General features: G+C 71.1%; 15 protein-coding genes and 5 pseudogenes. 7 read left to right on the plus strand and 13 right to left on the minus strand.

Going from position 1 to position 16,144, the window contains the following annotated elements; all coding sequences use genetic code 11:
* The first annotated feature begins 15 nt into the window (after positions 1-15).
* Positions 16-177: a hypothetical protein gene (locus ACZZ0J_RS12720; RefSeq protein WP_194647222.1), complete on the plus strand. Its 162-nt coding sequence runs from the start codon at positions 16-18 to the stop codon at positions 175-177.
* An 84-nt stretch (positions 178-261) separates the two neighbouring features.
* Here the strand turns inward: ACZZ0J_RS12720 and ACZZ0J_RS12725 are convergent, their stop codons facing one another.
* The 4 genes from ACZZ0J_RS12725 to ACZZ0J_RS12740 all read right to left on the minus strand — a co-directional run bounded on the left by ACZZ0J_RS12725 (position 262) and on the right by ACZZ0J_RS12740 (position 5,337).
* A complete protein-coding gene (locus tag ACZZ0J_RS12725) occupies positions 262-1,620 on the minus strand; it encodes an NAD-dependent succinate-semialdehyde dehydrogenase (RefSeq protein ID WP_463437198.1) in 1,359 nt (452 codons plus the stop codon).
* 19 nt (positions 1,621-1,639) lie between these two features.
* A complete protein-coding gene (locus tag ACZZ0J_RS12730) occupies positions 1,640-3,061 on the minus strand; it encodes an APC family permease (RefSeq protein WP_111083706.1) in 1,422 nt (473 codons plus the stop codon).
* A 159-nt stretch (positions 3,062-3,220) separates the two neighbouring features.
* On the minus strand, positions 3,221-4,306 hold the full coding sequence (locus ACZZ0J_RS12735; protein WP_463437199.1) for an agmatine deiminase family protein: 1,086 nt from the start codon (positions 4,304-4,306) through the stop codon (positions 3,221-3,223).
* Positions 4,303-5,337, minus strand: coding sequence for a nitrilase-related carbon-nitrogen hydrolase (locus ACZZ0J_RS12740; RefSeq protein ID WP_463437200.1), 1,035 nt, complete (start codon positions 5,335-5,337; stop codon positions 4,303-4,305). Before ACZZ0J_RS12740 ends, ACZZ0J_RS12735 begins: the two co-directional genes overlap by 4 nt.
* A gap of 60 nt (positions 5,338-5,397) precedes the next feature.
* Between ACZZ0J_RS12740 and ACZZ0J_RS12745 the strand changes: the two genes are divergently transcribed.
* Both ACZZ0J_RS12745 and ACZZ0J_RS12750 read left to right on the plus strand, forming a co-directional pair.
* Positions 5,398-5,838 carry a VOC family protein gene (locus ACZZ0J_RS12745; RefSeq protein ID WP_463437201.1) on the plus strand — a complete coding sequence of 147 codons (441 nt, stop codon included), beginning with the start codon at positions 5,398-5,400 and terminating at the stop codon, positions 5,836-5,838.
* A gap of 105 nt (positions 5,839-5,943) precedes the next feature.
* A pseudogene (locus ACZZ0J_RS12750) lies at positions 5,944-6,588 on the plus strand (SDR family NAD(P)-dependent oxidoreductase); the annotation flags it as partial.
* A 184-nt stretch (positions 6,589-6,772) separates the two neighbouring features.
* Here ACZZ0J_RS12750 and ACZZ0J_RS12755 read toward each other — a convergent pair.
* A complete protein-coding gene (locus tag ACZZ0J_RS12755) occupies positions 6,773-7,291 on the minus strand; it encodes an MmyB family transcriptional regulator (RefSeq protein WP_463437202.1) in 519 nt (172 codons plus the stop codon).
* The gene (locus tag ACZZ0J_RS12760; RefSeq protein ID WP_463437203.1) at positions 7,291-7,611 is read right to left on the minus strand and encodes a helix-turn-helix domain-containing protein; all 321 of its coding nucleotides are present in this window, start codon (positions 7,609-7,611) and stop codon (positions 7,291-7,293) included. Before ACZZ0J_RS12760 ends, ACZZ0J_RS12755 begins: the two co-directional genes overlap by 1 nt.
* 124 nt (positions 7,612-7,735) lie before the next feature.
* Here ACZZ0J_RS12760 and ACZZ0J_RS12765 point away from each other — a divergent pair.
* Both ACZZ0J_RS12765 and ACZZ0J_RS12770 read left to right on the plus strand, forming a co-directional pair.
* Positions 7,736-7,834: pseudogene (locus ACZZ0J_RS12765) on the plus strand (short chain dehydrogenase); the annotation flags it as partial.
* Positions 7,835-7,905: 71 nt separating this feature from the next.
* Positions 7,906-8,655, plus strand: a complete 750-nt coding sequence (locus tag ACZZ0J_RS12770; protein WP_463438183.1) for an SDR family oxidoreductase — start codon at positions 7,906-7,908, stop codon at positions 8,653-8,655.
* Here ACZZ0J_RS12770 and ACZZ0J_RS12775 read toward each other — a convergent pair.
* Positions 8,648-9,301: a hypothetical protein gene (locus tag ACZZ0J_RS12775; RefSeq protein ID WP_463437204.1), complete on the minus strand. Its 654-nt coding sequence runs from the start codon at positions 9,299-9,301 to the stop codon at positions 8,648-8,650. The two genes, ACZZ0J_RS12770 and ACZZ0J_RS12775, sit on opposite strands and share 8 nt — an antisense overlap.
* Before the next feature lie 159 nt (positions 9,302-9,460).
* Here ACZZ0J_RS12775 and ACZZ0J_RS12780 point away from each other — a divergent pair, with 159 nt between their 5' ends.
* Positions 9,461-9,913: a hypothetical protein gene (locus ACZZ0J_RS12780; RefSeq protein ID WP_463437205.1), complete on the plus strand. Its 453-nt coding sequence runs from the start codon at positions 9,461-9,463 to the stop codon at positions 9,911-9,913.
* Between the two features lie 5 nt (positions 9,914-9,918).
* Here the strand turns inward: ACZZ0J_RS12780 and ACZZ0J_RS12785 are convergent, their stop codons facing one another.
* From ACZZ0J_RS12785 to ACZZ0J_RS12810, 6 genes and pseudogenes are all read right to left on the minus strand, one after another.
* Entirely contained in the window at positions 9,919-10,965 is a 1,047-nt protein-coding gene (locus tag ACZZ0J_RS12785; protein WP_463437206.1) for a flavin monoamine oxidase family protein, read from the minus strand.
* 98 nt (positions 10,966-11,063) lie between these two features.
* A pseudogene (locus ACZZ0J_RS12790) lies at positions 11,064-11,252 on the minus strand (FAD-dependent oxidoreductase); the annotation flags it as partial.
* Positions 11,252-11,656, minus strand: coding sequence for a hypothetical protein (locus tag ACZZ0J_RS12795; protein WP_463438248.1), 405 nt, complete (start codon positions 11,654-11,656; stop codon positions 11,252-11,254). The gene ACZZ0J_RS12795 and the pseudogene ACZZ0J_RS12790, both read right to left, overlap by 1 nt.
* 77 nt (positions 11,657-11,733) lie before the next feature.
* Positions 11,734-12,614 (minus strand): annotated as a pseudogene (locus ACZZ0J_RS12800) (NAD(P)/FAD-dependent oxidoreductase); the annotation flags it as partial.
* Positions 12,615-12,616: 2 nt separating this feature from the next.
* Positions 12,617-13,948, minus strand: coding sequence for an aspartate aminotransferase family protein (locus ACZZ0J_RS12805; protein WP_248704888.1), 1,332 nt, complete (start codon positions 13,946-13,948; stop codon positions 12,617-12,619).
* Between the two features lie 107 nt (positions 13,949-14,055).
* The gene (locus ACZZ0J_RS12810) at positions 14,056-14,538 is read right to left on the minus strand and encodes an Lrp/AsnC family transcriptional regulator (RefSeq protein WP_463437207.1); all 483 of its coding nucleotides are present in this window, start codon (positions 14,536-14,538) and stop codon (positions 14,056-14,058) included.
* A gap of 133 nt (positions 14,539-14,671) precedes the next feature.
* Here ACZZ0J_RS12810 and ACZZ0J_RS12815 point away from each other — a divergent pair.
* Positions 14,672-16,125 (plus strand): annotated as a pseudogene (locus ACZZ0J_RS12815) (aminobutyraldehyde dehydrogenase).
* Positions 16,126-16,144: the final 19 nt, after the last annotated feature.

Raw genomic sequence — 16,144 nt, forward strand, 5'->3', positions numbered from 1 at the left:
CGTAGCGTCCGGGCCATGAGCGACACGACGGCGAACGGATCCAGCGACCCCAGCGAGGCCGAAGCGCAGTACACCGAGGACCTGCCCGACGGGTCGCCCTCCGGCGACGCCACGAAGGACCCGGAGCAGGACAGCGACACGGACTCCGGCGGCGAGCCCGCCGACCCGCAGCAGTAGCGGCGACCGACGAGCGGACGGGAGGCGCGGTGCCAGCTGGCACCGTGCCTCCCGTCCGTCGTGGAGCCGGGTCCAGAGCGTCCGTCAGCCGATGCGGATCAGCTTCTTGTTGACGAACTCGTCGGCCCCCAGGGGGCCGAGCTCGCGGCCGAAGCCGCTCGCCTTGACGCCGCCGAACGGCAGTTCGGGGCTGTCCGCGCCGACGATGTTGACGTAGACCATGCCGGCCTCGAGCCGGTCCGCGACGCGGAGCGCCTGGTCGGCGTCGGTCGTGAACAGGTACGAGCCGAGGCCGTACGGGGTGTCGTTGGCGAGTGCGACGGCGGCGTCCTCGTCGGCGACCCGGTACACGGCGGCGACGGGGCCGAAGAACTCCTCGCGGTACGCGTCGTTGTCCGGCGTGACGTCGGTCAGGATCGTCGGCACGAAGGCGTTGCCCCGGCGGTCGCCGCCCGTGACGACCGTCGCTCCCTGCGCGACGGCGGACGCGAGCTGCTCCTGCAGCCGGTCCGCGGCGGTCGGGGACGACAGCGGCCCGAGCTCGGCGCCGGGCACGGACGGGTCGGTCGGCGAGACCGCCGACATGGCCGTCGTGAACTTCGCCAGGAAGTCGTCGTACAGGTCGTCCACCACCAGGAAGCGCTTCGGGGCATTGCAGACCTGCCCGTTGCCCTCGAGGCGGGTGGTGACGGCCGACTCGACCACGGAGTCGAGGTCGTCGGTGGACAGCACGATGAAGGGGTCCGACCCACCGAGCTCGAGCACGACCTTCGTGAGGTTCCGGCCGGCGATCTCGGCGACGGCGGCACCGGCGCGGGCGGACCCGGTCAGCGAGACGCCCTGCACGCGTGGGTCGGCGATGACGTCGGCGGCCTGGTCGTTCGTCGCGAAGACGTTCGTGTACGCGCCCTCGGGGAACCCGGCGTCGCGGAAGATCCGCTCGATCGCCAGGGCCGACTCGGGGCACTGCGGTGCGTGCTTGAGCAGGACCGTGTTGCCGATGAGCAGGTTCGGACCGGCGAACCGGGCGATCTGGTAGGCGGGGAAGTTCCACGGCATGATGCCGAGCAGGACGCCGATCGACGACTTCCGGATGAAGGCGCTGCCCTCGGAGCCGTCGGCCAGGGTGATCGGCTGGTCGGCGAGGAACTCCTCGGCGTGGTCGGCGTAGTAGTCGTAGATGTCGGCGCAGAAGTCCACCTCGCCCTCCGCCTGGTCGATCGGCTTCGCCATCTCGCGCACGATCGTGGCGGCGAGGTCGGCGTGACGCTCCCGGTACAGGTCCGCGACGCGGTGGAGCAGGGCCGCGCGGTCCGCGACGGTGCTGCTGCGCTCGCGGTGGGCGCGGTCCGCGACAGCGATCGCCGCACGGAGCTCGTCGTCGGTGATGGTCGGGAACGTCTCGAGGGTCGTGCCCGTGGTGGGGTCGGTGACGGCGTACATGGCGTCCTCTCGTGGTGGGTCAGGCCTGGTCGGTCAGCTGCTTGTTCACACCCGTGACGGGCTGGTTCTCGTCGAAGCTCTTCGGCAGCACCCGGAAGCCCTTCGTGATGACGAGCAGGTAGGCGAAGCCGATCGCGGCCCACACTCCTCCTGCGATCAGCGCGTCGGCGTGGAGCTGCGACCAGAGCACCCCCGTCAGCACCATCGCGAGGCCGGGCAGGACGATGTACTTCCACCGGTCACCCGCGGTGTGGCGACGGCCCTGCCGGACGGCGAAGTGCACGATGACGCTCGCGTTGACGAAGGTGAAGGCCACGAGCGCGCCGAAGTTGATGTACGACGAGATGGTGTCGAGTGAGAAGCTCATCGCGAGCAGCGTGACCGCGCCGACGAACACGACGTTGAACACCGGGGTGTGCGTGCGCGGGTTGACGTAGCCGAACACCCGCTTCGGCAGGACGTTGTTCCGGCCCATCACCATGAGCATGCGGGCGACACTCGCGTGCGAGGCGAGCCCCGACGCCAGCGCAGCGACGAAGCCGGCCGACACCAGGACCGCCTGGAACACCGGGCCACCGACGAGCAGGCCGATCTGGGGGAGCGGGTCGTCGGTGAACTCGCCGAACGGGGTGTTCGTCGGGAACCGCAGCTGCGCGAAGTACGCGGACACCAGGAAGATCGCGCCGCCGAGCAGCACCGTCAGCATGATCGCCTTCGGCATGATCCGGATCGACTTCGCCTCTTCCGTGTACATCGTCACGGCGTCGAAGCCGATGAACGAGAAGCAGACCACCGTCGCACCGGTGAGCAGGGCGGACATCGTCACACCGTCGTGCACGAACGGCTCGGTGCTCGCGATCGTGCCGGCGCCGGCACCGTGGACGAGTTCGATGACGGTGAAGACCACGAACGCGATCATCGCCAGGATCGCGCCGATGAGCAGCACCATGTTGAGGTTCGACGTGCCGCGCATCGACAGGCAGATCACCGTCGTCACGAACACCGTGTAGACGACGACCGTCACCCACGACGGCAGCGCCGGGAACACCTGCTCCAGGTAGAGCCGGATGATCAGGGCGTTCACCATCGGCAGCAGCAGGTAGTCGAGCAGAGACGCCCAACCGACCATGAACCCGAGGTTCGGGTGCATCGACTCCCGCACGTACGTGTAGGCCGAGCCGGCCGCCGGGTAGACCCGGACCATCTTCCCGTAGCTGATCGCCGTCAGGGCCATGATGACCAGCGCGATCAGGTACGCGCTCGGCACGGCGCCGTCGGTCTGCCCGGAGACGATGCCGAAGGTGTCGAACACCACCGTCGGGGTCATGTAGCCGAGGCCCAGGCCGACGATCGCCCAGAGTCCGAGGCTCCGCTTCAGGGAACCGCCGCGCGCAGGCGTTGCCGGTGCTGTCGGTGCGGGGACCGCGGTCGGTGATGCCATGTGCGTTGACTTCCTGCTGGGTCGGGGGTGGGCAGCGCCGGAGCTGGGCTGGGCAGCGTCGCCCGGACTGGTTCGGAGCAACATACCGATGTGCGAGTGCTCGGTGGACCGGCCGCGGTGTACAGACGTCGGGCAGTCGCTGTACACCGCGGCGATGGATCAGACCGCCGGCTGTTGCTGCGTGATGCAGTGCAGGCCGCCGCCGCGCGCGAAGACCGGACGAGCGTCGATCGAACGCACCTGACGACCCGGGTACACGTCGGCGAGGATGCCGCGGGCGCGGTCGTCGGCGACGGCGTCACCGAACGCGCAGGCGATCACGGCGCCGTTCACCACCACGTGGTTGACGTAGTTCCAGTCGACCGGGCCGTCGTCGTCGGTCAGGGTCGACGGGGCCGGCAGTTCGACGATGGTCGCGTCCGTGGCCTGCTCGAGCGCCCGACGGATCTGCGGCATCACCAGGTGGTCCGGGTGGCCGGCGTCGGGCTGCGCGTGCAGCAGGACGGTGCGGGAGGTCGTGGTGGCGCTGGTGTCGCTGATGTCGCTGGTGTCGCTGATGTCGCTGGTGGCGCTGGTGCCGCTCGGCGCGCCCGCGAACGTCGCGACCATGTCGACGTGGCCCCGGGTCCCGAACCCGTCGTAGTCACGGGTCAGGCCGCGGGGCAGCCAGACCACGTCCGTCGCGCCGATCGTCCGGGCCAGCTCGAGTTCGACGCGCTCGCGGTCGGCGTACGGGTTCCGTCGCGGATCGAGCTGCACGGTCTCCGTCACCAGGACCGTGCCCGTACCGTCGACGTGGATCGCGCCGCCCTCGTTCACGAGCAGCGACGGGATCCGCCGTGCACCGGCGGCGGCCGCGACGGTGGCGGCGACCTCGGCGTCACGGGTCCACGTCGACCAGGGGTTCGCGCCCCAGCCGTTGAAGACCCAGTCCACGGCGCCGAGCTCGCCGGTCACGTCGTCGACGACGAACGTCGGCCCGATGTCGCGCATCCAGAAGTCGTCGAGGGGCGCTTCGAGCACCTTGACCGCCGTCGACAGCAGGCGACGAGCGTCGGCTCGCGCGACCGGGTCCACGACGATCGTGACGGGCTGGTGCTCGCTGATCGTGTTGGCGGTGGTCGCCCACGTCCGTCGCGCCGCCTCGGCGCTCGCCGCGTCGTCACCGAGCGTCAGGCCGGGGCGCGGGAACGCCATCCAGGTGCGTTCCTGCGGAGCCGTCTCGGGAGGCATCACCCACGTCATGCGCGCGCCTCCGGTCCGGCGTCGGTCGCCGCCACCCCGATGGCCGCGTCGATCGCGTCGCGTGCGCCGTACGCGTGACGGTCCTCGTCGACCGGGGCGACGAGCCCCGCGTAGAGGTCCGGGCGACGGGTCACGTAGAAGGGGAACAGTCGGAGCCACTCCGTCCGGGCCTCGAGGTCGAGGTCCGCCACGAGCACCGCGTCGGCGTCACGGGGTGCCTCGGCGAGCACGCGGCCGAACGGGTCCGAGATGAACGACGACCCGTAGAACGTGATGTCGCCCTCGTCGCCCCAGCGGTTCGGGACGACCATGAACTGGCCGGCGGTGATGCCGTTCGCGACGATGACCTGCCGCCAGATCGGGGCGGTGTCGAAGTCCGGGAAGGTCGGTTCGGAGCCGATCGCCGTCGGGTACACCAGGACCTCGGACCCGGCGAGGCCGTAGGATCGGGCGACCTCGGGGAACCACTCGTCCCAGCAGGTCGGCAGCCCGAGGCGTGCGCCGAGTCCCGCCGGCTCGTACACCGGGAAGGCGTCGTCGTCCGTCCCCGGGCGGAAGTACGTGTCCTCGTGGTAGCCGGCGCTGATCGGGATGTGGGTCTTGCGGGTCCGGCCGACCAGGGCGCCGTCGGGGGCGACGAGGACAGCGGTGTTGTGGCCGCGGGGGTCGTCGGGGTGGTCGTCGTCGGCAGGTCGCTCGTACAGCGAGGCGTGCACGAAGACCCCGTGCTCGATCGCCTGTGCGCGGGCGAAGGTGACCGTCGGGCCGTCCTCGAGTGACTCGGCGAGGTCCTTCGGGACACCACTGGCCGGGGTGTCGCCGGGGTAGCGGCGCAGGGTGAGCTCGGGCAGGAACACCGCCGCGGCGCCGTTGGCCGCGGCGGTGGCGATGCCGTCGGCGAGTTGTGCGCGGTGGGCAGCGGGGTCCGCGAGCCAACGCACCTGCACGAGGGCGACGCGGGTCGAGCGGCGGGGGGTGCCGGTGTCCTGGTGCAGCGGAGACGGGTGCGGGGGAGCGATGAGGACGTCCATCCCGCCATTGTTGATCGCATGGTCAATGAGCGCAAGGCCCAGGTGGAGTTGGGTGGGGTGATGAGCGAACCCATCGTCACGCCGCTCGGCTTCTCGCACGTGCGCCTCACGGTCACCGACATCCGCCGCAGCAAGGCCTTCTACGAGCAGCTGTTCGGCATGCCGCCCGGCAGCGACTTCAGCGACCAGATCGACGACCCGACGATCCACGACGACCCGTGGCGGACCTACGGTGGGTGCTCGTTCACCCTCGGCGGGCAGACGCTCGGCCTGCGACCAGTCGCCCCAGCCGAGGACCGGTTCGATCCCGACCGAGTCGGCCTCGACCACGTGTCGTTCCGCGTCGGGTCCGTCGACGACCTGCACGCCGCCGTCGAGCGACTGGACGCCGCCGGCATCGAACACGGCGACGTCACCGACCTGCCGCCGTTCGGCCTGGTGATCCTGTCCGTGCAGGACCCCGACGACGTCAACCTGGAGTTCGCGGCACCGCGGCCCTGAGCACGGTGCACCGGTGTCCGCTTGCCGCGTCCGTCACCCGGACCTCCAGGTGCCACTGGGGCGCGGAGCGTTGCCTGATCGCGTCAGATCTCAGGAGGAGACAGCATGAGCAAGACCTGGTTCATCACCGGAGCGTCGAAGGGCTTCGGCCGCGAGTGGGCGGAAGCCGCGCTCCAACGTGGAGACTCCGTCGCCGGCACGGCCCGCAACACCGACGACGTGCAGGCACTCGTCGACCAGTACCCGGACACGTTCCTCGGACTGCAGCTCGACGTGACCGACCGTGCCGCGGACTTCGCGGCCGTGCAGCGTGCGGCGGAGCACTTCGGCTCACTCGACGTCGTCGTGAACAACGCCGGCTACGGCCACTTCGGCATGGTCGAGGAACTCACCGAGGACGAGGTCCGCGCCCAGCTCGAGACGAACCTGTTCGGTGCGCTCTGGGTGACCCAGGCCGCGCTGCCGATCATGCGCGAGCAGGGCTCCGGGCACGTCATCCAGGTGTCGAGCATCGGCGGGATCAGCGCGTTCCCGACGGTCGGCGCCTACCACGCATCGAAGTGGGCGCTCGAGGGGCTGTCGCAGTCCCTGTCGCAGGAGGTCGCCGGCTTCGGCATCCACGTGACGCTCATCGAGCCGGGCGGCTTCTCGACCGACTGGTCCGGGCCGTCGTCGAAGAAGAGCGACCAGATCGCCGCGTACGCCGACGTCCGCGAAGCCGCGTCGAAGCGCCCGTCGGCCGCCGACCCCGGCAAGCCCGAAGCGACCCGCTCGGCGATCCTGAAGGTCGTCGACGCCGAGCAGCCGCCCTGCGCGTCTTCTTCGGCAAGGCGCCGCTCGGCATCGCCGAGCAGGACTACGAGTCCCGCCTGGCGACCTGGCGCGAGTGGCAGCCGGTGTCAGAGGAGGCACACGGCTCCTGACGGCCCGGCGGTCAGCGCTGCGTGCTCGTCGCGCCGATCACGGACAGCAGCCGGAGCCGCTCCGCGCTCTCGCTGCCGGGCTCCGCGGTGTGGACCAGCAGCGTCTGGGAACTCTCGGGGTCGTTCAGCACCTGACACTGCAGCGTGAGCAGGCCGACCTCCGGGTGGCGGTACCGCTTCACGTCACGGGGTCGCACGCCGACCTCGCGACGTGCCCAGACGTCGCGGAACTCCGCACTCGTCCCGAGCAGGTGGTCGGCCAGGCGCTGCTCGGGAACCGGGGCCTCGGCGTGCGAGGACGCCCCGGAGCCCCGAGGCGTACATCCGAGACAGGAACGCGTGGTCCTCGACCGGGTGCACGTCGCGGGACCGGGAGCGGCGAACCACCGGTAGCCGATGCTCCGGTCGTCGCCTCGGCGGCCGCGCGCGTCACCGGTCAGCTCGACGGCGAGCGGCGTCTGTTGCAGTGTCTCGCCCAGCTCGGTGACGATCTCGGCGGGGCTGTCGGCGAGCCGGTCGAAGATGCGCATCATCCCCGGGCTGACGTGGTCCCCTCCGGAGGCGGCCGCTGGTGGCTCGTGTCCGGCGAGGCGGAAGAGGTGGTCGCGCTCCGCGATCGTGGCCGCAGTCCCTGCGCGATGGACGCGAGCATCTGGTCGGACGGCTGCGGGCCGCGCTCTCGCTCCAACCGCGCGTAGTAGTCGACGGACATGTTGCTCAGCAGGGCCGCTTCCTCGCGGCGCAGTCCGGTCGTGCGGCGCCGTTGCCCGCGCGCGAGGCCGACGTCCTCGGGCTGGAGTGCAGCGCGACGCCCGCGGAGGAAGTCCGCCAGGGATGCTCGGTCGATCACGGCCCCATCTTCTCCCGGACACGACGGCGTATCCACGGATCATCAGGCCGTGGTTGCGGAGGCGGAGGGCGGGGACGATCGTCGTGAGCGTCGTCCCCGGCGTCCACGACGAAAGAGGCGAACCATGGCACGGACCGAGCAGCTGCCCCTCCCGGACCTCACGGGTCGGAGGGTCCTGGTGACCGGCGCGAGCGACGGCATCGGGCTGGAGATCGCCGCCCGGTTCGCCGGAGCCGGAGCCGAGGTCGTCATGCCCGTGCGGAACCGCGGCAAGGGGCGACGGCGGCGGCCCGGATCAGCGAGCGGCACCCGGCGGCGTCGGTCGTGCTCGAGGACCTCGACCTGTCCTCGCTCACCTCGATCGGGGCGCTCGGTGACCGGTTGCGGGCCGACGGAACGCCGATCGACGTGTTCGTGGGGAACGCCGGCGTGATGACCCCGCCGGAACGCGGGACCACGGAGGACGGCTTCGAGCTGCAGTTCGGCACGAACCACCTCGGCCACGTGGCGCTCGTCGGCGGAGTGCTGCCCCTGCTCCGAGCAGCGAGCGGCCGGGTCGTGATGCAGACGAGCGTGGCGGCGCGGCGTGCGTCGATCCGTTGGGACGACCTGCAGTCCGAGCGGGACTACGACGGCATGCGGGCGTACGCGCAGTCGAAGCTCGCGTGCGCCCTCTTCGCCCTCGAACTCGGTCGGAGGAGCCGCTCCAGAGGGTGGGGTGTCACGAGTGCGGTCAGTCACCCGGGCGTCGCCCCGACGAGCCTGCTCGCCGCCCGCCCGGAGATCGGCCGCGGCGGCGACACCCCGCAGGTCCGGGTGATCCGGTGGCTGTCGGCGCGCGGGCTCCTCGTGGGGACACCGGCCACGGCTGCGGAGCCGGCTCTGCTCGCGGCCACGGCTCCGGACCTCGACGGCGGGTTCGCCGGGCCGACCGGCATCGGCCAGCTCGGGGGCACGGCCGGACGTCGGGCACCGTGGGCTCCGATGCTCCGGACGGAGGACGCAGCACGGCTCTGGGACGCGTCCGAGGCGCTGGTCAGCTGATGATGTTGACCGCGCGCGAGATGACCAGGGCCAGCAGGATGAACCCCCCGAGTGCCTGGTAGGCCATGATCATCTTCGCGCGCACGGTCATCGGCATGGTGTCGGTCGGGCTGAACGCCACCATGTTCGTCATCGCGACGTAGAGGTAGTCGAGGTAGACCGGACGCCATGCGGCGGTCTTCGGGTCGGTCTCCTGGGGGAACTGGAAGTCGGCCTCGTCACTCGTCCACAGCTCGGGACGACGACGAGCCACCGGCCCGCCCCGGTCGAGCTCCCAGTACACGAGCCCGAACGCGATGATCGTGCTCACCCACACCTGCAGGGCGGTGAGCAGCACGGCACCGCCGTCCGCGTGGCCACCGAGGAGCAGCTCGATCGTCCGGACCACGGTCAGCTGGTTCGCGACGGTGAGCAGGATCGCCAGCGAGAAGGACACCCACCGCGACCAGGTCGTCTCGCGGGTCAGTCGTCGCGGGTTGAAGACGACGAGCGGGATCAGCAGCAGGACGCCGAGCACCGGGACCACCCACGACGGGAAGAACAGCACCTCGCTCGGCAGGAACAGGCTGAGCCCGAGGTTCACCAGGACGGCGATCGCCACCGGCGCGCGGTGCTCGTGGCGGTGGCGGGTCCTGGTCGGGGTCACGGTGTGAGTGTCGCGCACCGGCTGCGCGCGGAGGTGACCCGCAGCGGCGCGTCGGTCCGTCGTGTCCACCGCTCGACGGACGCGGGGTCGCCCCGGAGGTGCAGGACGCCGCACCGAGCGGCGGACGACACCGGGTCGGCACCGGTCGAGGCTGGAGCCATGACCGAACGCATCCACCACCCCGTCCGTCTCGTGGCCGCCGCCGTGCTCGCCGGGGGCCTGGCCCTCACCGCGACCGGCTGCTCCTTCATCCAGCAGCAGACGGGCGACGCCTGGGCGGTCACGTACCAGGTGCAGGTCGACGGGCCGGCCGGGTCGGAACTGTCCGACGTCCGCGTCGAGGGTGCCGAGCAGCGCGGCGACGCCCCCGAGGTGCACCGGCTCGGCACGCAGGAGACGGGCACCCAGAAGACGGGCACGCAGGAGACGGGCACCTGGGAGCACGAGTCGATCGTCCTCGCCGAGCAACGTGCCTCGGTCCGGGCGACCCCGGCGCGGGGTGCGACGGCGACGTGCCGGATCCTGCTCGACGGCAAGCGCGAGATCGCCACGGAGACCGCTGCCGCGGGTGAGCCCGTGACGTGCTCGGTCGACACCCCCGCGTTCGACTGAGCCGATCAGCCGCTGACGGGCGTCGCGAGCACGAGCGGGTCGACCTCGGAGCCGAGCAACCGCCCGGCCGCCCGCAGTCCGGACAGCAGCGCGCCGTGCACGGTCGCCGGGTCGTCGCCCCACGTGGCCTCGCCAGCGAGTTGCACCCGGCCGGACGGCGCTCCGAGCAGGTCGTGGTCGTCCGGTGACGCCCCGACGTGCAGGTACGAGTAGGAGCCGCGTGCGAACGGGTCGTCGGCCCACCGGGTGATCCGGAACGCCTCGGGGTCCGGGACCGACAGGCCGAACATCCGACGCAGGCCGCCGATGCCCTCTTCCACGATCATGGCGTCCGGCAGGGTCTCGAGGCGCCGGGCCCCGGTCCCGCCGACCAGTGCGGCCAGTACCGGCGCTCCGGTCACGCGGGACATGTCGTACCAGGAGTGCCAGTCGACACCGGCCGACCCCTGCTGACGGACCACCCACGAATCACCCCAGAACCGCTCCGGGAACCGCAGGAACACCTTGTCGTAGACCCCCATCCCGAGCCGGCCCATCGCACCGGTGACCGCCTCGGCGAGCGGTGGGTCGAACGTCACGTCGCCGGCCTGCAGCACCCCGAGCGGCACGGTCACGACGACGTCGTCCGCCGTGACCGACGAACCGTCGGCGAGTCCGACCACGACACCCGTCGCGGACTGCGTCACCGACCGCACGACCGCGGACAGCCGGACGTCGAGCCCCTCGGCCAGGGCGGCGTACTGGGCGTAGCCGCGCGGGAACACCACCTCGTCGCCGGGGACGTGTTCCTCTTCGAGGCCGCGGGCGTCGAGGACCGTCACGGGTGCGCCGCAGAGGTCCTCGGAGCGGTGGGCCATGTACTCGCGGACCCGCGCGGCCCGGTCGCCCTGCCACTGCAGGGACCGCAGCACGGTGTCGACGGCGGCCGCGTACGTCGAGGGCGGTGGAGCGTGTGCGACGACGGTGTCGAGCGCCGCGTCGACGGTGTGCAGGTCCGCGACGAACGCCGACGCCTCCGCAGCGGACAGCGGTGCGCCGGAGGGCCGTGCCACGCGATCGGCCGGCCGTCGAACTGGAAACTCCCGACGGTGAACTCCACGGTCTCGATGCCGAAGCGGGGAGCCAGGGCCCAGAGCGGGTTGCCGTCGACGCCGTGGATCCACGAGGCGCCGAGGTCCACGGGCACGTCGAGCGCGGTGTCGGTCCAGGTTCGGCCGCCGATCCGGTCGCGGGCCTCGAGCACGACGACCCGCTGGCCGTCGAGTGCGAGTGCTCGGGCAGCGGCGAGTCCGGCGACCCCGGCCCCCACCACGACGACGTCGGCATCGAGTGCAACCATCAGTGGCCTCCGGTCAACGGTGCCATCAGCCGCGCGGCCAGGCTCGGCCGTCCGGTCAGGGCTTCTTCGCGGTCGGCCAGGTCGGTCGCCACGAGCCCGGCGTTCGCCCCGAGGAACCGGAGCGGCTCGGGCTCCCAGTCGGGTGAGCGGTGGTTCACCCACGGCAGCGCGGTGAGCGGCGACGCGACCCCGCGCACGAGGTCGGCGAGCGTCCGCCCGGCCAGGTTCGTCGTGGAGAGTCCGTCACCGACGTAGCCGCCGGCGGTGCCGACGTGCCCGTCCCAGGTGACGGACGCGCACCAGTCGCGCGGCACGCCGAGCGGGCCGCCCCACGTGTGGGTGATCGGGGCGTCGGCGACGGCTGGGAACAACTCCACCAGGGACCGCCGCAGGTGCTCGAACACGCGCGGTACCCGGTCGTAGCCGGGGTGATCGCGGACCCCCAGTGGTAGCGGGCTCCGCGTCCGCCGAACGCCAGTCGGTCGTCCGCCGTGCGCTGTCCGTACACGAGCAGGTGCCGGTAGTCGGAGAACGTCTGCCCGTGCTCCAGGCCGATGCGGTCCCAGACCGCCGCGGGCAGCGGCGCCGTGGCGATCATGAGCGAGTAGAGCGGCAGGATCCGCCGCTTCGTCTGTTCGAGCTGTGCGCCGTACCCCTCGACCGCGATGACGACCGCGCCGGCCGTGACGGTCCCACGCGACGTGACCACACGCCCGTGATCCCACGACGAGGCGGGCGTGTGCTCCGCGATCCGGACGCCCCGGGCCTCCAGGGCGGCCGCCAGGCCACGCACCAGTGCTGCGGGCTGCACGCGCGCACAGTCCGGGGTCCACGCGACCCCCGCCGATCCGGCGGCGTCGCCGGCCGGGCCGCGCGCCACGACATGGCGTCGCCCCACTCGGCCGACGAGGCGACCTCGTCGTGCGCCGCGCGTTCCTGCACGGCGGACCGAGCGTAGAGGACGGTGCCGCCCTTCACGTAGTCGCAGTCGACCCCGGCTTCGGCCGCTGCGCGGCCGACCTCGTCGACGGTGTCGCGCATCGCTGCGCGCAGTGCGAGGGCGGCGTCGCGGCCGTGCTCGCGCGCGACGGACTCGGCGGATCGCGGGAACAGCGCCGAGCACCAGCCCCCGTTGCGACCGGAGGCGCCGAACCCGGCGATCTCGCGTTCCAGGACGACGATCTGGAGGCCCGGGTCGGCCTGGTGCAGGTACCAGGCGGTCCAGAGACCCGTCAGTCCACCGCCGACGATCGCGACGTCCGCGGTCGTGTCGCCGTCGAGCGGCGGCCGGGGCGCCAGGTCGTCGCGTCCGGTGGACGCGAGCTGGTCGAGCCAGAACGAGACGCCCCGGTAGCCGCTCACGATCAGATCTTCGACGAGGCCTCGGACAGGACGCTCCGCAGGATCGAGGTGATCTCGCGGAACTCCGGCTGCCCGATGGTCAACGGCGGGGCGAGCTGCACGACCGGGTCGCCACGGTCGTCGGCCCGGCAGTACAGGCCGGCGTCGAACAGCGCCTTCGACAGGAACCCGCGCAGCAGCCGCTCGGACTCGTCGTCGTCGAAGGTCGTCTTGGTGGCCTTGTCCTTGACGAGCTCGATGCCGTAGAAGTAGCCGTCACCGCGGACGTCACCGACGATCGGCAGGTCCTTCAGGGTGTCGAGCTCGGCCTTGAACAGCGGGGCGTTCTGCCGCACGTTCGCGAGCAGGCCCTCTTCCTCGAAGATGTCGAGGTTCTCCATCGCGACGGCGGCCGACACCGGGTGCCCGCCGAACGTGTACCCGTGGTAGAAGGTCGTGTCGCCCTTGGAGAACGGCTCGAAGAGCTTGTCGCTGATGATGGTCGCGCCGATGGGGGAGTAGCCCGAGGTCATCGCCTTCGCGCACGTGATCATGTCCGGCACGAAGTCGTAGGTGTCGCAGGCGAACATGGTGCCGATCCGGCCGAAGGCGCAGATCACCTCGTCCGAGACGAGCAGGACGTCGTACTCGTCACAGATCTCGCGCACCCGCTGGAAGTACCCGGGCGGCGGGGTGAAGCAGCCGCCGGAGTTCTGCACCGGTTCGAGGAACACCGCCGCGACGGTGTCGGGGCCCTCGAACTCGATCATCTCGCGGATGCGCTCGGCCGCCCAGAAGCCGAACTGCTCCTCGGTGCCGCCCGGGAAGCCCATCTCCTCGGCGCGGTAGTAGTTCGTGTTCGGCACCCGGAAGCCACCGGGCGTCAGGGGCTCGAACATCTGCTTCATCGCCGGGATGCCGGTGATCGCCAGGGCACCCTGCGGGGTGCCGTGGTAGGCGACCGCGCGCGAGATGACCTTGTGCTTCATGGGCTTGCCCTGGAGCTTCCAGTAGTACTTCGCGAGCTTGAAGGCGGTCTCCACCGCTTCGCCGCCGCCCGTCGAGTAGAAGACCTTGTTGAGGTCGCCGGGGGCGTGCTCGGCCAGGCGGTCGGCGAGTTCGATGGCGGCCGGGTGCGCGTAGGACCAGATCGGGAAGAAGCTCAGCGTCTCCGCCTGCTTCGCGGCCATCTCGGCCAGGCGCTTCCGACCGTGGCCGGCGGCGACGACGAACAGGCCGGAGAGCCCGTCGATGTAGCCCTTGCCGTGGCTGTCGTAGACGTGGTGGCCCTCGCCGCGCACCATGATCGGCACGTCGGCACCGGCTTGGTTCGCGCCGTGTCGGGCGAAGTGCATCCACAGGTGGTCCCGGGACTTCCGCTGCAGGTCGGCGTCGTCGACCGGGGCGAACGGGTCGTAGGAGTGGAGCCGCGTGGGCTGTCCGGTCGTCTGGTCTGAGATGGTCATCGCGTTCCCCAGTCGTAGAGCTGTTTGCGGAGTTGCAGGTAGACGAAGGTCTCGGTGCCGGCGACGCCCGGGATGGCCCGGATCGTGTCGTTGAGCAGTTCGATCAGGTCGTCGTCGTCCTCGCAGACGACCTCGACCATCAGGTCGAAGCTGCCGGCGGTCATGACGAGGTAGTCGACCGCCGGCAGCTGTTCGAGGGCATCGGCGACTGTTCGGGTGTCGCCGCTGACCCGGATGCCGATCATCGCCTGCCGGTGGAAGCCGAGCTGCATCGGGTCGGTGACCGCGACGATCTGCATGACGCCGGTCTCGGTGAGCTTCTGGACGCGCTGCCGGACCGCCGCCTCGCTGAGACCGACGGCCTTGCCGATCTCGCCGTACGGACGGCGGCCGTCCGCCTGGAGTTGTTCGATGATCCGCTTCGAGGTGTCGTCGATCGGTCCCGGACGTCGTGGTGCTGCCGCCATGCCGGACAGCATGGCAGCGAGGCTCGGAGCGCGCAAGGGATTCCGTTGTGAACACCGTGTTTCGCGACGATTTCCGTTGTTACGGTTCTCCACAACCTCCGAATCCGTCTTCCGCGCCGCCGGAATCCGTGTCAGGATCACCGCCATGCTGGACACGACGGAAACGGTGACCACGACGCACGAGGTGCGCAACTTCGTCGGTGGGTCGTTCGTCGAGTCGGGCGCGGACACCCGGTTCGACCTGGTCGACCCCACCACCGAGCAGGTCTACGGCACGTCCCCCGTGTCCACGGCTGCCGACGTCGACGCGGCCTTCACCAGCGCGAGCACCGCCTTCGCGACCTGGCGCCGCACGACCCCGGCGAACGGCAGCTCGCGCTGTTCCGGATCGCGGACGCCATGGAGCAGCGGGCATCGGAGTTCGCCGACCTCGAGTCCCTCGACACCGGCAAGCCCCGGGCCACCCTGGTCGAGGACGAGATCCTGCTGTCCGTCGACCAGATCCGCTTCTTCGCCGGAGCCGCCCGCAACCTCGAGGGCCGCAGCGCCGGCGAGTACATGGCTGACCACACCTCGTTCGTCCGGCGCGAGCCCATCGGCGTCGTCGCCCAGGTGACCCCGTGGAACTACCCGCTCAACATGGCGGTGTGGAAGTTCGCCCCGGCGCTCGCCGCGGGGAACACCACCGTGCTCAAGCCGAGCGACACCACCCCGCTCTCCACCCTGCTGCTCGCCGAGGTCGCCGCCGAGTTCCTGCCGCCCGGCGTGCTCAACGTCGTCGTCGGCGACCGCACCACCGGCGCCGCGATGATCGACCACCCCACCCCGCAGCTCGTGTCCATCACCGGGTCGGTCCGCGCCGGCATGGAGGTCGCCCGCGCCGCTGCCGGCGACCTGAAGCGCACCCACCTCGAGCTCGGCGGCAAGGCCCCGGTGATCGTGTTCGACGACGCCGACATCCCGTCCGCCGTCGCCGGCATCGTCGCCGCGGGGTTCTTCAACGCCGGGCAGGACTGCACCGCCGCCACCCGGGTGCTCGTGCAGGACGGCGTCCACGACGAGTTCGTGGCGGCGCTCGCCGCCTCGGCACGTGCGACCGCGACCACCGGCGCCGACACGACCACCCCGTACTTCGGCCCGGTGAACAACGCGAACCAGCTCGCCCAGGTCCGGTCCTTCGTCGACACCCTGCCCGACCACGCCACGATCGAGCTCGGCGGCGGGCGGCAGGGCGACGTCGGCTACTTCCACCAGGCCACGATCGTGTCCGGCCTGCGCCAGACCGACCGCATCGTGCAGCAAGAGGTCTTCGGCCCCGTGCAGACCGTGCAGCGCTTCACGACCGAGGACGAAGCACTGCGCGCCGCGAACGACGTCGAGTACGGGCTCGCGAGCTCGGTGTGGACGACCGACCACTCGCGGGCGATGCGCTTCGCCCGTGACCTGGACTTCGGGTGCGTGTGGATCAACACCCACATCCCGATCGTCGCCGAGATGCCGCACGGCGGCTTCAAGCACTCCGGCTACGGCAAGGACCTGTCCCAGTACGGGTTCGACGACTACACCCGCATCAAGCACGTCATGTCCTACATCGGCTGACCCCGATCCTTCCGAAGCA

The organism is Curtobacterium sp. AC272, assembly GCF_979258155.1.

What these genes read in the sequence shown, in the direction of transcription:
- ACZZ0J_RS12720 (WP_194647222.1), top strand. Translation starts at nt 16, where the DNA reads ATGAGCGACACGACGGCGAACGGATCCAGCGACCCCAGCGAGGCCGAA.
- ACZZ0J_RS12725 (WP_463437198.1), bottom strand. Translation starts at nt 1,620, where the DNA reads ATGTACGCCGTCACCGACCCCACCACGGGCACGACCCTCGAGACGTTC.
- ACZZ0J_RS12730 (WP_111083706.1), bottom strand. Translation starts at nt 3,061, where the DNA reads ATGGCATCACCGACCGCGGTCCCCGCACCGACAGCACCGGCAACGCCT.
- ACZZ0J_RS12735 (WP_463437199.1), bottom strand. Translation starts at nt 4,306, where the DNA reads ATGACGTGGGTGATGCCTCCCGAGACGGCTCCGCAGGAACGCACCTGG.
- ACZZ0J_RS12740 (WP_463437200.1), bottom strand. Translation starts at nt 5,337, where the DNA reads ATGGACGTCCTCATCGCTCCCCCGCACCCGTCTCCGCTGCACCAGGAC.
- ACZZ0J_RS12745 (WP_463437201.1), top strand. Translation starts at nt 5,398, where the DNA reads ATGAGCGAACCCATCGTCACGCCGCTCGGCTTCTCGCACGTGCGCCTC.
- ACZZ0J_RS12755 (WP_463437202.1), bottom strand. Translation starts at nt 7,291, where the DNA reads ATGCGCATCTTCGACCGGCTCGCCGACAGCCCCGCCGAGATCGTCACC.
- ACZZ0J_RS12780 (WP_463437205.1), top strand. Translation starts at nt 9,461, where the DNA reads ATGACCGAACGCATCCACCACCCCGTCCGTCTCGTGGCCGCCGCCGTG.
- ACZZ0J_RS12805 (WP_248704888.1), bottom strand. Translation starts at nt 13,948, where the DNA reads ATGCACTTCGCCCGACACGGCGCGAACCAAGCCGGTGCCGACGTGCCG.
- ACZZ0J_RS12810 (WP_463437207.1), bottom strand. Translation starts at nt 14,538, where the DNA reads ATGCTGTCCGGCATGGCGGCAGCACCACGACGTCCGGGACCGATCGAC.